Here is an 18,482-nt window from a genome sequence, read left to right on the forward strand (position 1 = left end):
CGGCGGCTGACCGATCAGAACTCCGGGGGCCGGTGCGCGAGGAACGCGGCCACGCCCTCGCGGGCGTCCTCGCCGGCGAAGAGCTCCCCGACCCGGTCGGCCTCCCGCGCCAGTCCCTCGGCGAGCGGGAGGTCGTGGGCGTCGTCGACGCAGCGCAGCACGGCGCCGAGCGCCGAGGTCGGGAGGGCCGCGAGCCCGGCCGCCCAGGCCCGCGCGGCCTCCTCGGCGCCGCCGGCGTCGACGAGCCGGTCGACGAGACCGATGGCGTGGGCCTCCGCGGCGTTGACCGTGCGGGGCGTGAGCATCAGGTCGAGGGCGCGGCCCCGACCGACGAGGCGTGGCAGGCGCTGCGTCCCGCCGGCCCCGGGGACCAGGCCGAGCCGGGTCTCGGGGAGCCCGAGCCGGGCGTCCCGCCCGGCCACGCGCAGGCTCGCCGCCATCGCGAGCTCCAGCCCACCGCCGAGCGCCTGGCCCTCCACCACGGCGATCGAGGGACGATCCGCGGCGGCGATCCGCTCGATCGGCCGGCGCAGCGCCTCGAGGTAGCGCCCGAAGTCCTCGGGCGCGAAGTCCGCCATCGCCTTGAGGTCGGCGCCCGCGACGAAGAACCCGGGGACGTCGGAGGTGATCACCAGGACGCGCGCGTCCGAGCTGTCGAACGCGTCGAGGGCGCGCTCCAGCCCGGCGACGACGGCCGCGGACAGGGCGTTGACCGGCGGGGCGGCCAGCCGGACGACGACGACGCGGTCCTCGCGCGTCCAGGTCACGACCTCGTCGGTCACGGGGCTCCTCCGGGGGTGGGCGCCGCCGCCGCCAGCCGCTCGCGCAGGCGGAACTTCTGGATCTTGCCGGTGAGGGTCCGGGGCAGCGCGTCGACGAGCTCCAGGCGCTCCGGGTGGTACTGGGTGGCGACGCCGCGCTCGTCGAGGAACGCGCCGAGCTCCTCGAGGGTGGGCGCCGTGCCCGCCGTCGGGACGACGACGGCGCACGCCCGCTCCCCGAGCCGCTCGTCGGGCATCGCCACGATCGCCACCTCGGCCACGGCGGGGTGCGCCCAGAGCAGGTTCTCGATCTCGACGACCGGGATGTTCTCGCCGCCGCGGATGATGATGTCCTTGCTGCGGCCGGTGATGCGCAGGTAGCCGTCCGCGTCGATCCGGGCGAGGTCGCCGGTGTCGAACCAGCCCTCGGCGTCGCACCCGCGCAGGTCGGGCCGCTTGAGGTAGCCCCCGAACAGGCTGTTCGCCCGGACCTGCAGCGATCCCTCGAGGTCGGGGCCGAGGACGTCGCCGTCGAGGGAGACCACGCGGAGCTCGACGTCGGGCAGGGGCGACCCGTCGGTCTCGAACACCCGCTCGTCGGGGTCGTCCGGGCCGGTGGCGGTCACCGCGCCCATCTCGCTCATCCCCCAGCCGGACCCGATGCGGGCGTCCATCGCGACGGTGGCGCGTCGGACGAGGTCGCGCGGGACCGGGGCGCCGGCGCAGAGGAAGACCCGGAAGCTGGCGAACGCCGCCGGCTGCGCCTCGGCCTGCCGGGTGAGGTCGGCCAGGAACGGCGTCGACGCCATCGTGAACGCGACGCCCTCGGCGCGGATGATCTCGGTGGCGCGCTCCGGACGCCAGACGTCCTGCAGGACCGAGGTGGCCCCGCGCAGGATCGGCATCTGGAAGCCGTACATGTAGCCGGTCTGGTGGGCGAGCGGGGACGCCATGAGCTGGACGTCGTCGCGGGTGAGTCCGAGCCGCGCGGCGAAGTCGCGGACGTTGCACAGCGCGGTGTTGGACGTGACCATCACGCCCTTCGGCTCGCCCGTGGTCCCCGAGGTGTAGGCGAGCTGGACGACGGCGTCCGGGTCGGGCCGCCGTCGGGCGAACTCGGCCCGGTCGTCGTCGGTCGGCGCGCGGCCGGCGAGGACGTCGTCGAACTGCCCGCCGCCGCCCGGGCGCACCGTGACGACGTGCTCGAGGGCGGGGAGCCGGGCCGCGAGGTCATGGGCCATCGCCGCGTGGTCGAAGCCGTTGAACTCCTCGGGCACCACCAGCACGGCCGACTCGGCGAGCCCGAGCATGAACTCGAGCTCGTGCGTGCGGAAGATCGGCATCAGCGCGTTGGTGACGGCCCCGACGCGTAGGCAGGCCAGGCTGAGCACCGGCATCTGCCACCAGTTGGGCAGCTGCACCGAGACCACCTGGCCGGCGCGCACGCCGAGGTCGAGCAGTCCGGCGGCGACGCGGTCGACCTGCTCGGCGAGCTCGCGGTGGGTCAGGGCGCGACGCCCGTCGTCGGCGTGGGTGTACCCGACGACGGCGGGGGTGTCCGGTCCGGCGGCGACGGCGTCGTCGAGGTGGTCGAGGAGCGTGCGGCCCGGCCACGACCGGCGGGCCATGTCGGCCCGGTACTCGTCGGAGAAATCGGTCGCCAGCGTCATCGGTGCCTCCCGGACCCGCTCGTCACCGGTCAGCTTCGACCAGCGCGCGGACGGAGGCCAGCCGCTCGTACTGCGGCAACGGTGCGGCGGCGGCGGGCAGCAGGACGAACCCCGCCGCGCCGGCGTCGCGGAGGGCGCGCAGCGCGGCCGCGACCGCGTGCTCGTCGCCGACCACCACCCAGCGCTCGAGCGCGTCGAACGGGAGACCGTACTGACCGCGGACGAAGGCGGCCGCCTCGGCGCGCGCCGCCCCGGGATCGTCGGCGGGGCCGGTCACGTGGACGAACACCATCATGAGCACGGCCGGCACCGGGCGGTCGTGCTGCGCCGCGAGCTCGGCCAGCCGGGCGGCCGACTCCCCGACCCGGCGCGGGGACAGCCACACGCCGAGCCACCCGTCGGCCAGCCGCGCGGCCCGGCGCAGGGCGGCGTCCGACCGTCCGCCGAGGACCAGCGGCGGCGGGATGGCCGGCACCGGCTCGAGGACCGGCGCGCGGGTGGGCAGCAGCGGGCCGGGGTGGTCCACCGCCTCGCCCCGCAGCAGCGCGCCGACGATCGCGAGGGACTCGTCGAGCCGGCGCCCCCGCTCGGCCACCGGCACACCGGCCGCCTCCCACTCGACGGGGTTCTCCCCGCCGACGCCGGCCCCGAACAGCACCCGGCCCGGGGCGAGGGCGTCCACCGTCGCCAGCTGCTTCGCCGTCCACACCGGGTGGCGCATCGGCAGCAGCAGCACCCCGGTGCCGAGCAGCAGCCGCCGGGTGGCGGCCGCCGCGGCGCACAGGGCCCCCAGGGCGTCCATGATGGGCGGGTGGAAGGCGAGGTGGTCGCCGACCCACCCGGCGTCGAACCCGAGGTCCTCGGCGAGGGCTGCCCCCGCGACGAGCGGCGGCGGGCCGGTCCGGAACGGATCGAAGCTCGGCAGCATGACCCCGTACCCGGCCTGGTCCGCCCGCGCCATCCCTGTCCCCTCCCGACCGCCCGTTGACGTCCAGGGGCGGCGTCGCGATCGTCGTGATCGATCCTGGCCCACGGACCCCCGAGGAGGCGGCAGCGCCCATGGACTTCTCCCTGAGCCCCGAGCAGGAGGCGTACCTGACGGAACTGCGCGGCTTCGGGGAGAAGGAGCTCGCGCCGCACTACCGCGCCGACGACCTCGCCGGGACCCTCCGCGACGACCTGGTCCCGGCGATGGCGCGGATGGGGCTGACCGGGCTGCGCGTCCCGGAGCGCTTCGGGGGCCAGGAGGCCGACGCGGTCACCACCGGGATGGCCGCCGAGGAGATCGCCCGGCACGACTTCAACGCCTGCTACGTGCTGCTCGACTCGGCGCTCGTCTCGGACATCCTGCTGGCCGGGGCGACCGACGAGCAGCAGGCCCGGTGGATGCCCGGGATCGCGTCCGGCGCGACGATGCCCGCGGTCTGCCTGACCGAACCGGGCCAGGGGTCGGACGCGGCGAACCTCGCGCTGCGCGCGGAGCCCGACGGCGACGGCTGGCGGCTGGTCGGCGAGAAGACGTCGATCTCGCTCGGGATGTACACCCCGGTCGGGGTCGTGTTCGCGCGCACCGGGGGCCCCGGGGCGCGGGGAGTCAGCGCGTTCTTCGTCGACCTCACCGGCGCGGGGCTGTCGCGCACTCCGCTGGACGACCTCGGCAGCCGCTCCATCGGCCGCGCCAGCCTCTACTTCGACGGCGTCCGGGTCGGTCGCGAGGACATGATCGGCGCCGAGGGCGAGGGCTTCGTCGCCGTCATGCGTGGCTTCGACTACTCCCGCGCCGTGATCGGGCTGATGTGCCTGGGCATCGCGTCCGCGGCGCTCGACGACGCCCTGGCCTACGCCCGCGAGCGCGAGGCGTTCGGCCGGCCCATCGGCACCTTCCAGGGCGTGGCGTTCCCGCTGGTCGAGTTCGCGACGCAGATCCGCGCCGCCCGGCACCTCTGCTACGAGGCGCTCGCGCTCAAGGACGCCGGCAAGGACCCGGCCGTGCCCGCGAACATGGCCAAGTGGTGGGCCCCGAAGCTCGCGGCCGACGCGGTGCACCAGGCGCTGCTGACCTTCGGGCACGCCGGGTGGTCGACCGACAACCCGGTCGGCCAGCGGCTCCGCGACGTCATCGGCCTCGAGATCGGGGACGGCACCGCCCAGATCGCGAAGCTCGTCGTGGCCCGGCACCTGCTGGGACGGTCCTCGGCGCCGTGACGAGTGGCGGCCCGACGCCGTGATCGATCCCCGGGAGCCGATCCCTCAGGGCACCAGCCGGTAGAACCGGAAGATGTCGTGCTCGAGGTCGTCGAGGACCTCGACCCCGGAGAACCCGGCGGCGCGGGCGTAGGACTCGAGCGTGCCGCGGCGCATGACGGTGCCGGTGCCGACCGAGCCGGGCGTCGAGAGCCCGTCGGGCAGGCAGCACATGAGCGAGAAGCCGTAGAACAGCTGCTCGACGTCGTCGCCGTCGGGGGCGAAGGCGTCCGCGACCTTCTCGTCCATGACCAGCACCGTGCCGGCCGGAGCCACAGCCCGGCGCATGCCCGCGAGCGCGCCGACCGGATCCGGCATGTCGTGGACGCACTCGAAGGCGCAGACGAGGTCGTGGACGCCGGCCTCGGCGGCGGACACGTCGGAGTGGTGCACGCGCACCCGGTCGGCGACTCCCTCCGCGGCGGCGTGCCGCCGGGCCGCCTCGACGGAGGCGGCGTCCACGTCGAACCCGTCGACCCGAGCCCGCGGATAGGCACGGGCGATGCCGATGCCCGACCAGCCCTCCCCGCAGCCCACGTCGGCGACCCGGCCGCCCGCACGCAGCGCCACGTCGACCTCCCCGAGCCGCGGCAGGTGGTCCCGGGGCAGCGCGTCCCGCAGCAGCGGACGGTTCTGGGCCGACTGGCCCTCCCGGGCGTCGTCCCCGAGCCGCTCCCAACTCACCCCGCCCCCGGTGCGGTAGGCCTCGAGGAGGTCGTCGATCCGGCGGAGGGACGCCACGAGGATGCGGGCGAACGGGGTCAGCACGGACTCGCTGGTGAGGTCGGCGAGCACCGGGACGTGTGCGTCGGGCATCGCGAAGCGCCGCCCGTCGGGCGGGGCGGCGGGGTGGTCGACGGTGAGCAGCCCGCACACCGCCTGGTGCTCCAGCCACTCCCGCGCGTAGCGCGCCGCGGTCCCGGTGCGCGCGGCGAGCTCCCCTGCCGTCGCCGGGCCGTCCTGGGCCAGCGAGCGGTACCAGCCGAGCCGGTCGCCCAGGTACAGCGCGGTGGTCTGCTCCATGCCCAGGATGCCGGCGAACACGGCCTCGGCGCAGGCTTCGGTCGTCCGGCCGTCGGTCGTCATGTCGGTGTGGCCGTCGGTGGTCGTCACGGCGGTGCTCATCGGTCCCGGTGCCCCGCGGGCCGGGCCGGGAGTCGCCGGTTCCCGCCACATCGGCCACAGCGGGGGTCCGTCGGCCGCCGAGAAGGGCGCACCGGCCCGGAACCCGCACCGCTCGTAGAACACCTTGTTCCGCTCGCTGGTGGCCTCCAGGTACGCGGGCCGGCCGTGCTGATCGGCCCGCTCGAGCACCGGCGCCAGGAGGGCGGACCCGATACCGCGGCCCTGGGCGACCGGGACGACGCCGGCGAACCACAGGTACTCGTGCGGGGCCTCCGGGTGTCGTTCCTCCATCGCCGCGACCAGCGCGAGCGCGCGGTCCGCGCGGGGACCTGCGAGCGCGGCGAGCTCCTCGCCGAACTGCTCGCCGCGCTCCTCGCTCATCGGCGGACTGCCGTAGGGGACCCACAGGGCGGCCCCGGTGACACCGGCCGTCGTCGTCCAGATGTCGTCGTGGAGGGCGAGGACATCCACGACGGCGTCGAAGAACGCCCGGGCCGCGTCGCCGCGCTCCTCCTCCGCCGGCCAGATCCAGGCGAACACGGGGTCGTCGTGGAACGCGGCCGCGAGCGCCGAGCCCACGGCGACGGCGTCCGTCGGGGCGGCCCTGCGCACGTGCGAGCGGGTCGTCGCCACGGTGGTCATGATCGTCTCCTCCCCAGGCCGGCCCGATACACCGAGCAGCGCCCTGTTCGTGAGGAATGTCGGTTTCGACACGCCGTGACCAGGAAAGCCGCCGAGCCGAGGCCCTGCAAGAGGGCTGTCCACCGAGTGGAGCAGTCGGCGGTAGTCGATGACCCGCCATCGACACAGTCCGTCACCGCTAGGTGAGGGTGCTCCGCAGGCCCTGGATCGCGGCGGCGAACACGTCCTGCGCGAAGGTCCGGGTGAGCTCCGCCTCCTCGTCCGCGTCGGCGTCGTACTCGGCCCACCACTCCACGAAGGTGTCGCCGGTGTCGGAGACCGGCGCGACCCGGACCGTCGAGACGTAGCGACGGACACCGAAGGGGTTCGCGCCCGTAAAGGTGTAGGTGAACGTGCGGTTGGGGTCGTCCAGGACGAGCAGCCGCTCGTCGAAGGGGTCGCCGCCGTCCGCGAGGGTCAGCCGGCGGACGGCCCCGACCTGCCCGTCGACGCCCTCGACGATCTCGCTGTGCCCGATCGCTGGCAGGTAGGCGGGCAGGTCGTCGTAGGCCCGCAGCTGGGCCCAGACCTTGTCGACGGGCGCGCTGACGACTCCGCTGGCGTAGGGGCGCGGCATGGTCACTCCCGGGTTGTCGGTCGGTGGCGCCGGGAGGTCCCCGGTCGCGACCCTGTCGGACGGTAGGGCCCGGCGCGGCGCGCGGCTATCGTCGGGAGGGGGCCCACGGGGGCTCGACGGAAGACGGTGGGGGGCTGGCGACGATGGGCCAGGACCTGTTCGTGGGCCCGTCGGATCGTCCGGACAAGTACCGGCTGGTCCGTCTGGAGGGGTCCGGCGGCGAGGCGTCGCTGTGGCGGGCCGAGGTCGACCTCGCCGGCGAGTCCGAGACCGTCGCGGTCAAGGCGCTGCGGCCCGAGCACCAGGACGACCTGGCGCGGATCAGCGCGCGGTGGGCCGAACAGGCCGAGCTGCTGCGCTTCGTCACCCACCCCGGCGTGGTGGCCGTGCGCGAGCACTTCGAGGGGATCCCGCCCCACCCCGGCGGCGCGCCGGCGGACACCGCGACGGAGCGGGCGCTCTACCTGGTGATGAACTGGGTGCCCGGCCCGACGCTGCGCGACTGGCTGCTGCTCCACCCCGGGCGCGAGGGCACGGTCGCCGGGCTGGGCGTGCTCGAGCAGGTCGCCGAGGCGCTGGAGATGCTGCACAGCGGCCGGGTGACCCCGTCGGGTCGCTGCGTGGTGCACGGCGACCTGTCCCCCGGCAACGTCGTCGTCACCGACGACGACCGGGCCGTGCTCGTCGACTTCGGCCAGGTCCGGCTCTCGTCCCACCAGACCGTGACCCCGGCCGCCACCCCCGGCTACGCCGCCCCGGAGGTCTGGACCCGCGGCGAGTACTCCCCGGCGGCGGACCGCTTCGGGTTCGCGGCCCTCGGGTTCTTCGTGCTCGTCGGGACCCCGCCGCCGGCCGACCCCGACGACGTCGCCGACCAGCTGTTCGCCCACCCGTTCCTGCACAACACCCCGGACGCGCTGCGCGAGCGGATACTCGACGGCTTCGGCGCGGACCCGTCCCGGCGCCCCGGGCCGCGTGCCTGGCTGCAGTCGCTGCGCGGCGGGGCGTCGACCTCGGCGCGGACGTTCGACGCCGTGCCCCGCCCGCGGGCGGCGGTCACCGACTCGCGCGGGCCCCGGGACGCACCGCGGACCCGGGTGGTGACGGCCTCCCCGCCGCGCCCGCCCGCGCACGACGCCGGCGACGTCGAGCGCCGGCTCGCCGCCTGCCACGAGGGGCCCGGCGAGCTGGTGCGGCTGGCCCTGACCACCGGCGTCTGGGAGGTCGAGCGCAGCTGGTGGACCCCGTGCTTCAGCGGCCGCAGCTACCACGTCCGGCTGCGGGACCGGCAGGGCCACGACTGGGTCGCGGTGGAGATGCTGCTCGACCGCGACGGGGCCAGCCGGCTGGTCTGGGCCGACGGCGCGGGCGGCGAGATGACCGAATGCCTCGAGGAGCTGGCCGACTGGCTCGCCCCGTGCTGACCGCGACCGGGGCCGGCACCCGGTCGCGGGGGCGATGGCTCTCGTGGTGCGCCGGGTCCGGCTAGGACGTCGGCCGGTCCTGGCGGGCCTGGCCGTCGCCGCCCTGCTCGCGCCGGCGGCGTGCTCGACACCGACACCGGCCCCGCCGGTGCCCCCGGCCCCTCCCGGCACGCTGCGGGTGATGACGTGGAACGTGGAGACCCACGCCCACGGGCCCGCCGAGTGGGCACCCGTCGTCGCGGACCTGCGCCCCGACGTGCTCGCCCTCCAGGAGATCTGCACGGGCGAGGCCGACGAGCTCGCGGGGCTCCTGGCCCGCGAGCACGGCCTCGTCTACCGGGTGGTGCCCGGCCCGGTCCGCCCGCCGACGACGGCGGAGGCGCACGCGCCGGTGAACGCCGCGCTCGGCCCGGCCTGTGGCACCGGGCCCGACGACGTCGAGTTCGGTCTCGCGGTGCTCTCCCGGCTCCCGGTGACCGACCCCGTCGTCGTCACCTATCCCCCGGACCACCGGGACGAGCAGCGGGGATTCCTGCGGCTGCGGGTCACGACGGCGGCCGGGGCGACGGTGACCGTGCACGACACCCACCTCGGGCTCGACGGCGTCGCCGCCGGGCAGGCCCGCCGCCTCGCCGACGACGTCGGCGGGACCGCACCCGCCGTCGTGCTCGGCGACCTCAACCTCGGCGCCGACGCCCCGGAGCTGGCCCCGCTGCACGCCGGGCTCACCGAGGTCGACCCCGACGGCCGCCTCCGGACCACCGACGACGGGTCGATCGACCACGTCCTCCTGCGGGGGCTCACCACCGTCGGGCCGCCAGACGCACCGGAGGTGACGTCCTCGGACCACCGGCCCCTCGTCGCCGACCTGCGGCCCACGAGCTGAGTCCGCTCCGCCCTAAGGGTCGGCCCGGTGCCAGCGCACCACGCGGACGACGACGTCATGCAGCTCCTCGGCGTCGAGCTCGACGCGGCGCCGGTCGGCCTCGACCGCCGCCGCCATGCCGTCGAAGGGGCCGTGGGTGTCGACCGCGTTCGTGTCGGGGTCGGCCACCATCACGACGTATCCGTCGCACGCGTCGATGTCGTGCGCGCGGTCCAACAGCATCTCCGTGATGGTCACATCGTCTCCTCGCCGGTCGGACCGTTATCTGCCCGTGATGTCGAGCGCGGGAGCAGAAGCGTTAGCGCCCCGCGGGTCACCCGATCAGGTCATGGCGCTCGCGCGGACCGCTCCGGGCGCGCCGCGTCGCCCTCCGCGCGCGAGCCGGTACACTGGACAGCGAACCCAGCACGCCCGTGGTGGCCGTCCGGCCCGTTCGGCGCGTGCGGTGGATGCCGTCGGTCCCACCGACGACCGGCCCGGCGAGGGTCGGAGCCGGGGTCGGCGGCCTCCCGAGGTTCCGCGGGTGGGTCGCGCTGCGGAGGTGCCACCCGAGGGGTCACCCGGCCCCGCCACCCGCAGCACGGTGCCGTCGGGCCGACCCCGGCCGGACGGACCTTTCGGAGGAGGTACGTGGCTCGACGAGGCCAGCCCCAGAACCGGGCCCGGCGTGGCGCACCGAAGGACCGGCGCCGCGGCCGCGGGCGCGAGGACGTCATGTCCGTGCTCGCGGACGCCGTCCGCGAGATCCGCAACGCGCTCGGCAACGGCCGGGTGACGTCCACGATCCGGACGAAGTTCCAGGCCACCGCCCTGCTGCTGCGCGACGAGCGCGCACGGGTGCGTGCCGCGGAGCTCAGCGACTCGCAGCGCGGCGAGCGCCTCAAGCGCCTCGACGACCTCGCGACGTCGCTCGCCAAGACCGCCGTGCGGCACCCGGCGCTCCTCGCGCTGCTGTCCGAGGACGCCGTCGTCACCGACGACGCGCGGGCGCTCGAGCGCGAGATGGCCGGGCGCGCGGGCATCGACGTGGCCCCGCCGGAGGAGGACGACGCGCCGGCCGAGGAGCCGGCCACGGCGCCCGCCAAGCCCGGGGTGGTGCCCCAGTCGGTCATCTCCCGCCAGATGGCCAACCCCTTCCTCGCGCCCGACTTCTCCGCGGCCCGGCCGGCCGCGGCCCGTCCGAGCCGCCTGAGCGGCTGGGAGCTGCTCGGGCCGCTGCTGCGGTCGTTCGAGCGTGCGGGCGACGGCACCTCGACCACCATGGAGCTGCCCGAGCCGACCTCGCTCGCGGTGCCCGGCGGCCGGGAGCTCATGCCCCACCAGGCCCGCGTCGTGGCCGCGGCCGCCGAGGGGCACCGGACGTTCCTGCTCGCCGACGAGCCCGGGCTCGGCAAGACCGCCCAGGCGCTGCTCGCGGCCGAGGCGGCCAAGGCCTACCCGCTGCTGGTGGTCGTGCCCAACGTCGTCAAGACCAACTGGGTCCGGGAGGCCGGCCTCTGGTCGACCCGCCGGAAGGCCACCGCGGTGCAGGGCAACGGGGACTCCGTCGACGGCTTCGCCGACATCGTCGTCGTGAACTACGACGTCCTCGACCGGCACGCGGGCTGGCTCGGCGACTTCGGGTTCCGCGGGATGGTCGTCGACGAGGCGCACTTCATCAAGAACAAGGGCTCGCAGCGCTCCCAGCACGTGCTGGAGCTCTCCGAGCGCATCCGGGCCTTCACCGCGCGCCCGCTGCTCATGGCCCTCACCGGCACCCCGCTGATCAACGACATCGAGGACTTCCTGGCCATCTGGGAGTTCCTCGGCTGGATCGACGAGAAGAAGCCGCTCGGTGCCCTCATGGACGCCCTGACCGACACCGGCCTGACGCCGGCCGACCCGGGTTTCTCGGCGGCGGCGCGGCAGTGCGTGGTGGACCAGGGCATCGTGCGGCGCCGCAAGGTCGACGTCGCCGCCGACATCCCCGACCGCCGCATCGCCGACCTCCCCGTCGAGCTGGACGGCGCCACCGGCCGGTCGATCCGGGCGGCCGAGCGCGACCTGGCCCGCCGGATGGTGATCCGCTACGAGGACGCCCTCGCCGCGCGGGGCTCGGGACCGCGGGACGGCATCGACCACGACCTGGTTGCCAAGGTGGCCACGTGGGAGCAGAAGGATGCGGCCGGCGCCTCCAACGGCGACAACGTCTTCGGCATGATGCGCCGCATCGGCCAGGCGAAGGCCGCGCTGGCCGCCGACTACGCGGCCCAGCTGGCCCGCAGCGCCGGCAAGGTCGTCTTCTTCGCCAAGCACGTCGACGTCATGGACGCGGCCGAGGAGACCTTCGCCAAGCAGGGCGTGCGCTACTCCTCGATCCGCGGTGACCAGACGCCGAACGTGCGGCAGCGGAACATCGACGCCTTCGTCGAGGACCCGGAGGTCGCGGTGGTGGTCTGCTCGCTGACCGCCGCCGGGGTGGGCATCAACCTGCAGGTCGCCTCGAACGTCGTGCTCGCGGAGCTCCCGTGGACCGCCGCCGAGCAGACCCAGGCGATCGACCGCAGTCACCGCATCGGTCAGTCCGAGCCGGTCACGGCGTGGCGCATCATCGCCGCGCAGACGATCGACGCGCGGATCGCCGCGCTGATCGACGACAAGGCCGGTCTCGCCGCGGTGGCCCTCGACGGGTCCGAGGAGGAGGTCGGGTCGTCGACCGACGCGCAGCACGCGGCACTCGTCGCGCTGCTGACCGAGGCGCTGTCGGCCGAGGCGGGGGCCGCCTGACCGCCGCGCCCGCCAGAGGTGCTCGCCCCGTGAGTCGCCGCCGTCGGGCCGTCGGGGCCGCCGACTAGGATCGGCGCCGATGCCGATGACCGCGAAGTACGCCACCACCTGTGGGGTCTGCGCCTCGCCCGTCGAGCCCGGCGAGTCCATCGCCAAGGCCGGCGAGCGGTGGGCGCACGCGGCGTGCGCCGGGTCGTCGAACGGGACCTCGGCGGCGTCGTCCGGAGCCAACGCATCGTCCGGGAGCAAGGTCTCGCCCGGGAGCAAGGTCTCGTCCGGGAGCAAGGCCGGGACCAGGACCGCGAAGGCCCCCCGGCCGGACATGCCGGCCGCCGAGGGCGCGCTCGAGGTGTGGACCGACGGCGCGTGCTCGGGCAACCCGGGGCCGGGCGGGTGGGCCTGGGCGACCCGGGACGGCCGGCAGGACAGCGGCGGCGAGCCCGGGACCACCAACCAGCGCATGGAGATCCGTGCCGCGCTCGAGGCGGTCCGTGCGCTGGACGGCCCGCTCGTCGTCGTCAGCGACTCGACCTACGTCGTCAACTGCTTCCGCGACGGCTGGTGGAAGGGCTGGCTCGCGCGGGGCTGGGTGACCAGCGCGAAGAAGCCGGTCGTCAGCCGTGACCTCTGGGAGCCGCTGATCACCCTCGTCAACGACCGCGGCGACATCTCCTTCCGCTGGACCAAGGGCCACTCGGGCGACGAGATGAACGACCTGGTGGACCGCCTCGCCGTCGAGCAGTCGAAGGCCGTGGCCGCCTCCTAGCGCCCCGGGTCAGCGGACGGCCGCTCGCAGCGCCGCCTCGAGCGCCGTGGTGAGGGTGTCGAGGTACGCGTCGTCGGCGGGCCCGTCCATGACCTGACCGGCTACCCGGCGGTGGTGGCGACGGAGTGCCGCGCGGGGTCGAAGGGCTCGAAGGACGCGTCCCCGATCGCCAGCAGCCCGCGCTGCGGGAGCCAGAAGTCCCCGAGCCGGTCCTGGCGCGCCAGCCGGCCCGGCGGGCCGACGTCGGCGCCGTCGACGACGGCCCGACCGCCCACGACGCCCCAGAGGCGCCGTGGACCGGCCCGGAAGGTCTGCCCGTTGGGTGCGGTCCCGCTCAGCCGGAGCCGCCCGGCGCTCAGCACCGTCCCGGCCAGGGGGGCGAGGAGGCGCAGGGCCCGGTCGCTGTGCCACAGGCGTTCCGGGAGTGCGCCGCCCGTCCACGTCATCAGCCGGGTCGTGAGGGTGGCGGCCAGCTCCACCCGCCAGTGCACGTGCCCGGGGATCGTCACGGTGAACGACCGCGGACCGTCCCAGTCGACGCCGATCGGCGCCGTCTCCACGCGGTCCAGCCGGGCACCGAAGTAGCGGATGCAGGCGTGCCGCGGCTCGGTGTCGGAGTACATGGTCCACCGGCCGGCCGGGTCGCGGTGCCACACCGAGCGGAAGGCCGGGCCGATCGAGGACGTGAAGTGCCGCAGCGCGAGGTAGTGCCCGCTGCGGAAGGGCAGGCCCATCACGCCCCAGCCGGCGAACCGTTCGCCGGGTCCGTCCGGGACGCCCGCCGCGCGCTCGGCGTCGAGCACCTGGTCCCGGGGCTCCCTGTCCATCTCCACCCCCCTTTCAGTAGCTGAACGTCGTCGCGCCGTCGTCGCCGATCCACTGCCACAGCGGCACCGTCCCCTGCAGTTCCGCGCCGGCGATCAGGGCGCGGTCGTCGAGGTGCTTGGCGTGGAAGCAGATCGGACAGACGAAGTAGCGCCCGCCGGCGGCCTGGTAGCGCTTCACCAGCTCGGCCAACGGCGGGCACCCGTCGCAGGCCACTCCCGTCGCGGTGCCGTCGAGGGCGAGGCGCACCGCCTCCTTGGTGAGGAACACCAGGGTGTCCCGCCCGGTCTCCGCGGCGCCGACCGCGACGAGGAACGCCACGGTCACCTTCTCCGCGTCCTCCAGGCCCGTCGTCAGGCTGATCACGGCTCTGTTCGTCGTCATGGGGACGACGCTAGGAACGGCGGACCGAGGAATCGTCCGGAGTTCTCCCTACGCCTGGAGCGGCTCGAGCGAGTCCAGGAGGCCGTGCTGGACCGCGAGGAGCGAGGCGCCGGACCGCGTCGAGACGCCGGTCTTGGCGTAGATGCGCTCGATGTGGGTGCCGGCGGTCTTCGGGGTGATCCCGAGGCGCCGTGCGACCTGCCGCGTCGACGCTCCCCGGGCGACGAGGACGAGCACCTCGACCTCGCGGGGCGTGAGACCGGCGGGACCGCTGCGCCGTCGCGGCGGGGCGGCGCCCGCCCCGACGAGGACCGCGTCGACCGCGTCCGCGCCGAGCCGTCCCGCGCGCACGTCGTCGTGCAGCGCCGTCGTGGCGGCCTTCACCGACAGGGCGGGCCGGTGCGGGCGGTCCTCCGTCATCGCCCGGAAGGCGTCGGCGGCGGCGAGGATCCGCCCGGTCACTGGGCCGCCGGCCGGGCCCCGACCGCGGGGCGCGGGGTCGACGATCTCGATCAGCGGGGCCAGCGGCGGGATCCGGGCCAGCACCCGTTCCGTGTAGTACGACCGCGCTCGCACCCGCTCGCCCTCACTCGCGGTGAGCTTCCCCGGCTTGTCGAGGATGGAGGCGGGGACCCCGTGCAGGCCGACGTCGTGCAGCAGCCCGGCCCGCCGCACCGCCTCGACGTCGCCGGCGGGGAGCCCGGCCACCTCGGCGGCCGCTCCGGCCAGGCGCGCGACGCCACGGGAGTGCCCGGCGCGGAAGGACGAGCGGAGGTCGGTGAAGTCGGCGACAACCTCGAGGGCCCCGTCGAGGTCGCGCCCGGCCAGGGGCCGGCGCAGGTGGGGGTCGCCGGCGACCTCGGCGCCCAGGTCCAGGTCGTCGGACAGGCCGGCCAGGACCTCCGGCGCGGCCGCGCAGAAGGCGTCGACGACCTCCGGGTCGAACTTGGTGCCGCGCCGGGCCCGGGCCACCTCGACCGCCGCTTCGACGCCCGCGGTCCGGTGGAACACCTCGACGACGTCGGCGAGGTGGAAGAGCCGCATCGACCGCGTGATCTCGTCACCACCGACGCCGTCGGGAACCCCGGTGCCGTCCCACCGGCAGAAGAACTGCCGCAGCCCGTCCCGGACGTCCGGGCCGAGCCCGAGCCGCTCGGCCATCGTCGAGGCGGACACGCAGTGGGACAGCAGCCCGTGCTCGATGCCGCGGGCGCGGGTGGCGACGAGGGTCGTCGCGAGCCGGGCGCGGTGCCACGGCGAGCTCCCCGCGCCGGCGTGCCGGACCATGAACGCCATCGCGGGCAGCCCGGAGAAGTCGACGTGGAAGCTGTCGGCGCGGAACGCGATGTCGTCGCCGAACCAGCTCGCGACCTCGGGGGTGTCGGCGACGCACCCCACCCACGCGAGGACAGCGGTGTAGTACAGGTCGGCGCGCCCGGCGTCGTCGAGGCCCGTCCGCTCGCCGAGCCGCGAGGCGATCCACCAGGCCCGCAGCACGTGCTCCATCGGCTGCCCGAGGCCGAGGTCGGTGGCGAGCGAGAACGCGCCCAGGAGGTCGGCGAGGCTGGCGCCGCCGTCGCTCCGCTCTCCCGGGCCCACGTCGGGAGCATAGGAGCGCCGACGCCCCGGAATCACTCGCGAGGGACGTCGTCGCGGGCCGCCAGGAGGTCGCGCAGCGACTCCCGCGCGCTGGTGCGCTTGCTCTCGAGCAGCGCCGCCTCGATGGCGCGGTGGACCCCGCGGGGGTCCTCGACGTCCAGCACGACGCGGTGGAACGGGCGACCGGAGAGGTAGACGACCACGACGTAGGTGCTCCGCCGGACAGCCCAGAGCTGGCGTCGTTCCCCGATGCCCCAGGCGCCCACGCGGAGCGCCCCGGGCCACCAGGCGCCGGGACAGGGAAGATGCGGGCTCGAGGCGACCGCGTCCCGCCGGGTCATCACGCGGGAGCCGATGATGCGCGGGAACGGCACGTGGAGTCCCCGGGAGCACGCGGCGACCCGGTCGGGTCCCGTGAACCGCACCCGGAGCCCGGTCGGTGTGACGGCGAGGCTGGTCGCCATGGGCACCTCGAGTGTGTGGAGAGCAGGCACGTGGCCTGCCCTTCGGCGCCGGCCCCAGCGGTCTCGAGGGCGAACGGAGTGCTCACCCTGTCGTCGTAGGCGAGCGCAGGGTTACGGGCGCGGGGCGGTCCGCGACGAGGTTCGTTCGGCCGTCGGTGTGACGGGTCGTCATCCGGGTGCAGCAGTACCCCCGGACCGGGGAGCCCCGGTGCTCCGCCCGACCGGAAGCGGCTAGGGCCGCGACGGGTCGAGGTCCTGCGTCCCGATCACGCGCAGCAGGTCGAGCTTCTCGCGGGCGTCGGTGCCCTCGGTCGGGAAGAGCACGAGCAGCGAGAGGTCGGACTCCGGGGTCAGCAGCACCTCGCAGGTCACCTCGACCAGGCCGACCTCGGGGTGGTGGAACCGCTTGTGGTCGGCGCGGCGCTCGGCCACCTCGTGACGCTCCCACAGCTCGGCGAACTCGACGCTGGCCGCGGTGAGGTCGGCGACGAGCGTCGTCACGTCGGCGTCGCCGGCCCGGCGCGACCACACCGCCCGCAGGTCGCGGACGTGGGAGGCCGACAGCCGCGCCCGGTCCTCGGGCGGGGCGAGCTCGCGCAGGGCCGGGTCGGTGAACCACCGCCACGCCGCGTTGTCCGCCCGCCCGCCGTCCGGGGAGAGCGGGCCGGTCAGCAGATCGGCGAGCCGGTTCTGCCAGAGGACCTCGGTCAGGTCGGTCAGCACCAGCACCGGCACCTCGGTCAGGTGGTCGACGAGACGCAGCAGGCCGGGCGGGACGTGGCGCCCGGCCCGCCTCGGCGGCGGGGTGAGGCCGGCGAGGTGGAACAGGTGGTCGCGCTCGTCGCGCCCGCAGCGCAGCGCCCGGGCGATCGCGGCCACGACCGACGACGACGGGTGCGGCCCGCGGGCCTGCTCGAGCCGCGTGTAGTAGTCCGCCGACACCCCGGCGAGCGCCGCGACCTCCTCGCGGCGCAGCCCCGGTGTGCGCCGTCGGGACCCTGGCGGGAGCCCGACGTCGGCCGGGCGCAGCAGCTCACGACGCCGACGCAGGAAGTCGGCGAGCGCGGCGCGGTCGATCACGCCCCCAGCATCGTCGCGAGCCGCGGGCCCAGCCAGGGTCGGCCGGTCCCTGGACACTGCGTCCCTGCCCACCCCGCGGGGAGCGGCGCAGGCTGGAACCCGTGACCTCCTCCCCCCAGCTCCGCCGTCTCGGCCGCACCGGCCCCCTCGTCACCTCCCCGGGCCTGGGCGCCATGGGCCTGTCCGGCGCGTACGGCGCCGTCGACGACGACGAGGGCCTCCGCGTGATCCACGCCTACCTCGACGCCGGCGGCACCCTGATCGACACCGGCGACTTCTACGGCAGTGGGCACAACGAGGCGCTGATCGGGCGCGCGATCGCCGGCCGCGACCGCGACGACGTGGTGCTCTCGGTGAAGTTCGGCGCGATGCGCGGGCCCGACGGCGCCCTGCAGGGCGTCGACGCCCGCCCCGCCGCGCTGCGGAACTTCCTCACGTACTCGCTGCAGCGCCTCGGCGTCGACCACGTCGACGTCTACCGGCCGGCCCGTCTCGACCGCACCGTCCCCATCGAGGACACCGTCGGCGCGATCGCCGAGCTGGTCGAGAAGGGCTACGTGCGCCACGTCGGGCTCTCCGAGGTCGGCGCGGCGACGATCCGGCGGGCGGCCGCCGTCACCCCGATCAGCGACCTGCAGACCGAGTACTCGCTGCTCCAGCGCGACATCGACGACGAGGTCCTGCCGACGTGCCGCGAGCTCGGCATCGGGATCACCGCGTACGGCGTCCTGTCCCGCGGGCTGATCGGCGGCAGCGGCGTCCTCGCGGGCGGTCGGCTGGTCACCCCGCGCTTCGCCGACGGCAACCGCGAGCACAACGAGGCCCTCGTGGCGCGGCTGGCGGACATCGCGGCGCGCAAGGGGTGCACCGTCGCCCAGCTCGCCCTGGCCTGGGTGTCGGCGGCGGGCGAGGACATCGTGCCGGTGCTCGGCGCACGCCGGGTCGAGCAGGTGACGACGATGCTCGAACCGGTCACGCTGTCCGCGGCGGAGGCCGCCGAGCTGGCGGACCTGGTCCCGCGGGGCGCGGTCGCGGGCGACCGCTACCCCGCGGCGGCGATGGCCGACCTCGACAGCTGACGGTGGCTCGGGGGCACCTGGGTTCGTGAAGATCACCGGAATGGCCTAGCCGATCTTCTCCTGGATCGGGCCGTGACTGTCGGACCCTCGAACTAGTGTTCGAACCATGACGGCGGTGGTGGACGCTCCGGGCGGGTGCTTCGCCGACCCG

17 protein-coding genes are annotated in these 18,482 nt (G+C 75.4%); 6 read left to right on the forward strand and 11 right to left on the reverse strand.

What is annotated here, in order from left to right; all coding sequences use genetic code 11:
* Positions 1 to 14 precede the first annotated feature (14 nt).
* Genes HH311_RS29350 through HH311_RS29360 form a run of 3 tightly spaced genes read right to left on the reverse strand, consistent with a single transcriptional unit; the run spans position 15 to position 3,392 of the window.
* A complete protein-coding gene (locus HH311_RS29350) occupies positions 15 to 782 on the reverse strand; it encodes an enoyl-CoA hydratase/isomerase family protein (protein WP_169187273.1) in 768 nt (255 codons plus the stop codon).
* Positions 779 to 2,431 (reverse strand): AMP-binding protein, encoded by a 1,653-nt coding sequence (locus tag HH311_RS29355; protein ID WP_169187274.1) that lies wholly within the window; start codon positions 2,429 to 2,431, stop codon positions 779 to 781. Before HH311_RS29355 ends, HH311_RS29350 begins: the two co-directional genes overlap by 4 nt.
* Before the next feature lie 22 nt (positions 2,432 to 2,453).
* Positions 2,454 to 3,392: an LLM class flavin-dependent oxidoreductase gene (locus tag HH311_RS29360; protein WP_169187275.1), complete on the reverse strand. Its 939-nt coding sequence runs from the start codon at positions 3,390 to 3,392 to the stop codon at positions 2,454 to 2,456.
* Positions 3,393 to 3,490: 98 nt separating this feature from the next.
* Here HH311_RS29360 and HH311_RS29365 point away from each other — a divergent pair, with 98 nt between their 5' ends.
* Complete coding sequence (locus HH311_RS29365; protein WP_169187276.1) at positions 3,491 to 4,636, forward strand: acyl-CoA dehydrogenase family protein; 1,146 nt, start codon at positions 3,491 to 3,493, stop codon at positions 4,634 to 4,636.
* A 45-nt stretch (positions 4,637 to 4,681) separates the two neighbouring features.
* Here the strand turns inward: HH311_RS29365 and HH311_RS29370 are convergent, their stop codons facing one another.
* Positions 4,682 to 6,442, reverse strand: coding sequence for a GNAT family N-acetyltransferase (locus HH311_RS29370; protein ID WP_169187277.1), 1,761 nt, complete (start codon positions 6,440 to 6,442; stop codon positions 4,682 to 4,684).
* A 178-nt stretch (positions 6,443 to 6,620) separates the two neighbouring features.
* Entirely contained in the window at positions 6,621 to 7,058 is a 438-nt protein-coding gene (locus HH311_RS29375) for an SRPBCC family protein (RefSeq protein WP_169187278.1), read from the reverse strand.
* 143 nt (positions 7,059 to 7,201) lie between these two features.
* Between HH311_RS29375 and HH311_RS29380 the strand changes: the two genes are divergently transcribed.
* Positions 7,202 to 8,482, forward strand: coding sequence for a serine/threonine-protein kinase (locus HH311_RS29380; protein WP_169187279.1), 1,281 nt, complete (start codon positions 7,202 to 7,204; stop codon positions 8,480 to 8,482).
* 181 nt (positions 8,483 to 8,663) lie between these two features.
* A complete protein-coding gene (locus HH311_RS29385; protein ID WP_169187280.1) occupies positions 8,664 to 9,368 on the forward strand; it encodes an endonuclease/exonuclease/phosphatase family protein in 705 nt (234 codons plus the stop codon).
* A gap of 12 nt (positions 9,369 to 9,380) precedes the next feature.
* On the opposite strand, the gene HH311_RS29390 is transcribed toward HH311_RS29385, so the two are convergent.
* Entirely contained in the window at positions 9,381 to 9,605 is a 225-nt protein-coding gene (locus HH311_RS29390; RefSeq protein ID WP_312030492.1) for a hypothetical protein, read from the reverse strand.
* A 477-nt stretch (positions 9,606 to 10,082) separates the two neighbouring features.
* Here HH311_RS29390 and HH311_RS29395 point away from each other — a divergent pair, with 477 nt between their 5' ends.
* Together HH311_RS29395 and HH311_RS31175 are read left to right on the forward strand one after the other, a co-directional pair.
* Entirely contained in the window at positions 10,083 to 12,134 is a 2,052-nt protein-coding gene (locus HH311_RS29395) for a DEAD/DEAH box helicase (RefSeq protein ID WP_169187281.1), read from the forward strand.
* Positions 12,135 to 12,213: 79 nt separating this feature from the next.
* A complete protein-coding gene (locus tag HH311_RS31175) occupies positions 12,214 to 12,900 on the forward strand; it encodes a ribonuclease H (protein WP_211190980.1) in 687 nt (228 codons plus the stop codon).
* Positions 12,901 to 13,001: 101 nt separating this feature from the next.
* Here HH311_RS31175 and HH311_RS29405 read toward each other — a convergent pair whose 3' ends face one another.
* The 5 genes from HH311_RS29405 to HH311_RS29425 form a co-directional block, all read right to left on the reverse strand.
* Positions 13,002 to 13,727, reverse strand: a complete 726-nt coding sequence (locus tag HH311_RS29405; protein ID WP_211190981.1) for a hypothetical protein — start codon at positions 13,725 to 13,727, stop codon at positions 13,002 to 13,004.
* Between the two features lie 13 nt (positions 13,728 to 13,740).
* Positions 13,741 to 14,109: a DsrE family protein gene (locus HH311_RS29410; RefSeq protein WP_211190982.1), complete on the reverse strand. Its 369-nt coding sequence runs from the start codon at positions 14,107 to 14,109 to the stop codon at positions 13,741 to 13,743.
* Positions 14,110 to 14,157: 48 nt separating this feature from the next.
* Positions 14,158 to 15,708 (reverse strand): HD domain-containing phosphohydrolase, encoded by a 1,551-nt coding sequence (locus HH311_RS33635; protein ID WP_211190983.1) that lies wholly within the window; start codon positions 15,706 to 15,708, stop codon positions 14,158 to 14,160.
* 32 nt (positions 15,709 to 15,740) lie between these two features.
* Positions 15,741 to 16,172, reverse strand: coding sequence for a hypothetical protein (locus HH311_RS29420; protein WP_169187282.1), 432 nt, complete (start codon positions 16,170 to 16,172; stop codon positions 15,741 to 15,743).
* 231 nt (positions 16,173 to 16,403) lie between these two features.
* Positions 16,404 to 17,249, reverse strand: a complete 846-nt coding sequence (locus HH311_RS29425) for a helix-turn-helix domain-containing protein (RefSeq protein ID WP_169187290.1) — start codon at positions 17,247 to 17,249, stop codon at positions 16,404 to 16,406.
* 176 nt (positions 17,250 to 17,425) lie between these two features.
* Between HH311_RS29425 and HH311_RS29430 the strand changes: the two genes are divergently transcribed.
* A complete protein-coding gene (locus tag HH311_RS29430) occupies positions 17,426 to 18,331 on the forward strand; it encodes an aldo/keto reductase (protein WP_169187291.1) in 906 nt (301 codons plus the stop codon).
* Positions 18,332 to 18,482: the final 151 nt, after the last annotated feature.

The sequence above is a fragment of the Actinomycetospora sp. TBRC 11914 genome (genome assembly GCF_012933465.1).
Classification (GTDB): domain Bacteria; phylum Actinomycetota; class Actinomycetes; order Mycobacteriales; family Pseudonocardiaceae; genus Actinomycetospora.